Below are 5,108 nucleotides of genomic sequence, written 5' to 3'. Positions count from 1 at the left end.
TTTACAGAATTTTACAAGGTTGCCCCTGGTTGCACGAACCTTCTATTTACGCCTATACGCGAACTTGATTTTGCCACCCTGTATAAATTCTTGTTCTATCTCAGAGACAGATTCAGTTTGTGATTGTGTTGTTTCTTGCTCTGATGACGCATATTGGCTAGGGAAAAAGAGGGAGGCTTCTATCGAGAAAACCGATTGGCCCATAGATAAATCAAGGGGCATCAAGCCTCCCTCTTTTTCTAAGATTCGCCTCGGTGAGTTATTAGATTGTTGTGATTGTGGCATTCAGCCCATCCTCCAGTGTGTGTAGTGGAGGAATTGGAGCTATCCTTAACAGTAACTTTTTATACAAAGATTCGGAAATATGATCTCAAAAAATTCCTGAATCGCTGTTTACATTTGGTGAGCCAGTGTTACATTGGCTTTACACCCAATAATGTACGATAAAATTACTATTAGGGATATTAATCAGGATCTGCAAAAACCCGATACCCCAACTCCAAATTGAATAAAAATCTGAAAACCTCGCTGTCCTCTCGGGACGCGGGGTTTTCGCCATGTGCGCTTACTCGTATCTGGCTAACCAAGCCCTAACAAATTCGGTTATTTCCTCCTGTTGAATAACAAACGCAGTACCTTTTCTCCTGAGAGTTAGGATTTTCATACTTCCTACCTCACCATAAAGATGGTCATTGTGATTTAGAGCCGCCTCAGTTGGATGCCATAAGACCAAAACTTTAGCCGTTGGTGTTTTTGTAGCCTCCCTTGAAGACATCGCAAATAAGTCTCTGTTCTTGTTCAGCCACTTCTCGTAATCTGACAACTCAACTAAAGGGCAAGGTTTCCACACTTTTAGTCCATGCTTGTTTTTCCTCTTGACTTGCAAAACCTCTCTGGCTTCGTTGTAGACTACTTCCCTATCTCCAATCGAACGAATGGAGATAAACAGATGTGTCCTTTTCGGAAACCGTAAAAACAAATCGATAGGGTTTTTGTCTTCGATTTGAAGCACGGGAAAGATTTGTATTCCCTCGCTTTTAAACTCATCCAAAAGCAGGGCTGTTAATCTTTCCAGCCGCGCAAGTTTTTCAACTCGTACTAACGGCTTGTAAGCTAATGCAAAAAGAACCCAGCCTAACGGATGAACTATTCCGCCTGTAGCTAGCGCAGCTCCACCAGCAGCTAGAGCCACAGTAGACTCATAGTCTTTCGCCTCCCTAATCATCTCTAACGCCGGTTCGTTGTGCGGCGGAAGTTGAAAATCGTTTGGTGGGTCTTTTACGGCTAACATTGGCGACATTAAAAATTAATTAATGACGTAAAATTAATAGTTCTTTTACAAATGCTGGTGCTTGATACTGCCTGAAGTAACTAATAACCATTTATTAGATTATTCCAAAGAAGAATCAAAAATTTTACTAAAACTACTGAGTAATATTGCTCATCCCTCACAAAAGAGTGTTACCATTACCGCCAATTATGAGCAAATATTCTCCAATGCGGCGGATTTCAGCTTGATTTTGTTTGATAACTTCCCTTGAAGCTTTAGCCTTTGCAATATAATCAGCGATCGCCCCGGTCAAGTTACCCACGTTCACAGTTAAACCGTCAACGCGCTCTGTCAATTGAGCGATCGCCTATGGCAGTCAGCATAGGGATTATTTTAGTGATTGAGATTTGAGTGCTTGCGGTAGTCATTCTGGGTGGTTCTGGCGTGTTGGTCATTGGTTAGCTTCCTTTGGAGTGCAAAAAGTTTCTTAACCACTTTATTGCCTCACTTGTTGTCTGCTCACTTGCAATTAGAAGACATTGCCGTACAATTTCTCTTACGTTAGGAAAATAGCTACTTTCTGTAATTGCGTAATTTTCACCCTGCAATCTGTAAACTAATAGCTGCTTATTCTTTAACAGCCAGACTTCTGGCACTTTATAAGGGAGATAGTCATTAATATCGGTATAACTAGTAACATCTACCTCAATCACTAAATCTGGTGAAGGGTCATTCTGCCAGTCGATACGGTTCTTACCTACTACGGATCTCCAATTTTCAATATAAAAGCAATAGTCAGGCTCAATGCCGCGTTGAGCAAGAGGCAAGCTCATGGTGATGGGCGTAAATGAGTCGTATCTTTGCTCTAAACGATCCAGCAAAACCTTAGCAATATCTGCCAGCAAGCTCGCATCTCTTCCATGCTCTGGTAGCGGTGCCATCAGCCAAATCTCTCCTAGTCGATATTTGATGCGAGGTACAGTCCGATCGCCTAACTGTCTTTGCAGCCAAAGGTAGTCTTGCCAGCTTCCCAAGAGTTTCAAGACAGCGCCAGGAGGCAACTCGATTCTTTCTGGTGTAATTACGGTATTTATTTCAGGGCTGATCATTATTGTCCTCCTTGCCTTCCATCCACTTCAAAGCCAACACGCGCAAGACATGAGCCATATTACTGCCAGCGTTGTTACAAATCACCTTGAACCGCTGACGTTCCTCCAAGGTAAAGAATGCTTGTACTGTAACAGCACCTGTTGTACGTCGCGTCAGTTCCGATTGGTTTTGAATCATATACTCCACGCTGTCATGACAATTATCAGACTCATTATAGCTGTTTTTGTCCTGACGCTCGAAAGTTAAGTTTTGCGATCGCTGGTTCTGTTCAGTAACTTTTTTGGGGGTTCCAAGTACCCCTTTTCAATAAGCAATTCTTTGAAAACGGTATCTATAAGACTGCTTAGAGTCCTGTTCTCGTCTGAAGCCCAGCGTTCTAGTGCTTCTTTTGTAGCCTCGTCGGTTTGAAACATTATTCTTGGTTTTCTGGTAGTCATTTTCCTTTGCTGATGGTCTACACCCAGACTAGCAGTTGTCTGACAATTTGATAATAGCCTTGCTGAACAGTTTCAAACGACTCTTTCGGTTTATGTTGTCATAATGTCAGCACTTTGCTACCTTGAAGATGTTAGCCAAAGACGGCAGCAAAAATCAAAAGCGCCACCTCTGCCATTGCCATTGCGCGGTTCATATCTCAGATAACGCCAAATATCGCGGATTTCTCTGCTGTTGTCAGCAACGAGACGCAGTGTCTCAGTAGTGCTTGTAGTAAGGGCATCTACACGACTACCAAGCTGATTCATTTGGTTTGTGAGGTTGGCGATCGCTCCTTCAATCCGAATGAGTGCTTCATCATGGCGATTGAGAGTTTCTTGTTGGCTCACGCCCCTAGATGTTTGTTGTGCTAGTAGCTGACTAATTTGGGCAGTTAGAGGTGCTAGCTGGGTCAGTATCTCGTTGTGAGTTGCCAGACTTGTTTCTATTCGATTTAGGCGATCACCTGTGGGTGCGGAGGATTCAGTCATGGGAAGGATGGTAGTATTAGTGGTTTATTTATGCTTAGTTTCATCTGACTCTTTAGATTTATTACGCTCACGCCATTCAATCAGTGATCTTTTAACTATTGCGCTTATAAGCTGTGGAATTGTTCTAAATTCCGACTCAGCCCATTGTTCTAAGTCTTCATAGTCCTCTGGGTCAAAACTAATTGTGGTTCTGGGTCTTTTAGTTGCCATTAAATGCATCAAATGTCTATCCGTATAGACATTATCAGCTAGCTTTCATAATCTGTCTAATTTACATCATTTGCAAAATATGTTGACAAGTGATGTACTGATAGATTAGCCTAACAGATATAAGGCGAAAATGCCAGAGGATGACGCGAATAGCCATCCGTGAGAGGTTAAAATAAAGCGCATTTTGTCAATCAGTTAAAATACTCAAAATAGTCTGATTAAAAATGATAATCGTGTGTGTGGGTAGGGGAAAGGAGGCGAGCGACGCTCGCCTCCTTTCCCCTCTATTTGATTATCATTATCAAAAAGCTTTTGAGAGTTAAAATTTCAAGCGAAAAGGTATTGTAACGGCAGAATAAATTTATAACAAGTGGGCAACATTGTTAGGTAAATTCAATTATTAAACGAGTTAATGAAAAGTTTGGTTTACCGCCATGCCCAAGCGACCAAAGCAAAACTCTGACCACGTACACAAACATAATACTCCTACTATAGATAATCAGGCAATTTCTCGGCAATTAGAAGCTTTATTAACTCCAGCTATTTTTGCTCAACAAAAATCTTATAAGCAGTTAGGATGCCGAGATAGAATTCTGAATTTATCGTTCATGGTAGCAGCAGTGTTAGGCACTTACCAAGAATAAATCAGCCCAGCCCTATTAATCTATTTCCTGGGATTTATATATTTTTCAAGGGGGAGCAAAAACGCTTTAAGGCGTTTTTGCGAGGGCTGGGCTGATTTATTTATTGGAGATCCCTTAACGCTATTATGGAGGCAAGTACCTGGTGTTCAAGAGTTAAATCGTCTTTTGGCAAGAGAAGGTTTATTATGGTGTACACCTATTAAAGTTGCTCAACAGTCCCTATCAGAAAGATTTTTAGTTTTTCCTAATGAATTATTTGAGCGTGTATTTAAAGATTTACTACCTAAGTTACAATTTAATTGGCAACAAAGACTCCGACGACCATTGCCAGATAGTGTTAAATTTGCACTCGGTAATTTTGAACAAATTTGGATTGCTGATGGGTCAACCCTAGAAGCGTTATTTCGGAAGCTAAAAAGCCTGGAAGACCTGAAAACAGGACAGTTAGCCGGGAAAATTTGTACAGTTATTGATTTGGTTACTCGTTTACCTATCGAAGTTTGGTTTCACACTAATCCAGCAGCATCGGACACTAATTTTGAAGCGGCATTATTAAATTTACTGCCTCCTAAAACTCTGATTTTACTTGATAGAGGTTTTTATCATTTCCACTTTTTACAACAAATTATTAACCAAGAAGTTCATTTTATTACTCGTTTAAAAGCCAAAGCATCTATTAAGCACTTAAAGATTTTTAGCTATGGCCATTCAGTTAAAGACCGATTGATCCAACTTGGCACTGTTCGTCGTGGCACACCAGTACTCACTTTACGCTTAATCGAAATTAAGGTTGGTAAAACTAGCTATTCTTATGTTACTTCTGTCCTCGACCCACAAATATTACCTCCTTACGTTGTAGCTGATTTATACCGACGAAGATGGAGAATAGAAGAGGCTTTTTACACTGTT

6 protein-coding genes and 2 pseudogenes are annotated in these 5,108 nt (G+C 40.8%); 2 read left to right on the top strand and 6 right to left on the bottom strand.

Annotated features, from left to right (window positions below; genetic code table 11):
* Positions 1-565 precede the first annotated feature (565 nt).
* The 6 genes from AC5JMK_RS12220 to AC5JMK_RS12195 all read right to left on the bottom strand — a co-directional run bounded on the left by AC5JMK_RS12220 (position 566) and on the right by AC5JMK_RS12195 (position 3,555).
* Entirely contained in the window at positions 566-1,291 is a 726-nt protein-coding gene (locus AC5JMK_RS12220; protein ID WP_495910193.1) for a hypothetical protein, read from the bottom strand.
* A 157-nt stretch (positions 1,292-1,448) separates the two neighbouring features.
* Positions 1,449-1,598 (bottom strand): hypothetical protein, encoded by a 150-nt coding sequence (locus tag AC5JMK_RS12215; protein ID WP_495910192.1) that lies wholly within the window; start codon positions 1,596-1,598, stop codon positions 1,449-1,451.
* A 130-nt stretch (positions 1,599-1,728) separates the two neighbouring features.
* On the bottom strand, positions 1,729-2,379 hold the full coding sequence (locus AC5JMK_RS12210; RefSeq protein WP_495910191.1) for a Uma2 family endonuclease: 651 nt from the start codon (positions 2,377-2,379) through the stop codon (positions 1,729-1,731).
* On the bottom strand, positions 2,366-2,557 hold the full coding sequence (locus AC5JMK_RS12205; RefSeq protein WP_495910190.1) for a hypothetical protein: 192 nt from the start codon (positions 2,555-2,557) through the stop codon (positions 2,366-2,368). Before AC5JMK_RS12205 ends, AC5JMK_RS12210 begins: the two co-directional genes overlap by 14 nt.
* A gap of 377 nt (positions 2,558-2,934) precedes the next feature.
* On the bottom strand, positions 2,935-3,345 hold the full coding sequence (locus AC5JMK_RS12200) for a hypothetical protein (protein ID WP_495910189.1): 411 nt from the start codon (positions 3,343-3,345) through the stop codon (positions 2,935-2,937).
* Between the two features lie 24 nt (positions 3,346-3,369).
* A complete protein-coding gene (locus AC5JMK_RS12195) occupies positions 3,370-3,555 on the bottom strand; it encodes a ribbon-helix-helix domain-containing protein (RefSeq protein ID WP_495910194.1) in 186 nt (61 codons plus the stop codon).
* Between the two features lie 491 nt (positions 3,556-4,046).
* Between AC5JMK_RS12195 and AC5JMK_RS12190 the strand changes: the two are divergent.
* Positions 4,047-4,178, top strand: a pseudogene (locus tag AC5JMK_RS12190) (IS4 family transposase); the annotation flags it as partial.
* Between the two features lie 135 nt (positions 4,179-4,313).
* Positions 4,314-5,108: pseudogene (locus tag AC5JMK_RS12185) on the top strand (IS4 family transposase); the annotation flags it as partial.

Source organism: Pelatocladus sp., from assembly GCF_059505505.1.
Note: the sequence above shows the minus strand (reverse complement) of the source record. Positions and strands in the feature narration are given on the sequence as shown.

Excerpts from the sequence above, each read along its gene's own strand:
- AC5JMK_RS12220 (WP_495910193.1), bottom strand. The coding sequence starts at position 1,291 with ATGTTAGCCGTAAAAGACCCACCAAACGATTTTCAACTTCCGCCGCAC.
- AC5JMK_RS12210 (WP_495910191.1), bottom strand. The coding sequence starts at position 2,379 with ATGATCAGCCCTGAAATAAATACCGTAATTACACCAGAAAGAATCGAG.
- AC5JMK_RS12205 (WP_495910190.1), bottom strand. The coding sequence starts at position 2,557 with ATGATTCAAAACCAATCGGAACTGACGCGACGTACAACAGGTGCTGTT.
- AC5JMK_RS12200 (WP_495910189.1), bottom strand. The coding sequence starts at position 3,345 with ATGACTGAATCCTCCGCACCCACAGGTGATCGCCTAAATCGAATAGAA.
- AC5JMK_RS12195 (WP_495910194.1), bottom strand. The coding sequence starts at position 3,555 with ATGGCAACTAAAAGACCCAGAACCACAATTAGTTTTGACCCAGAGGAC.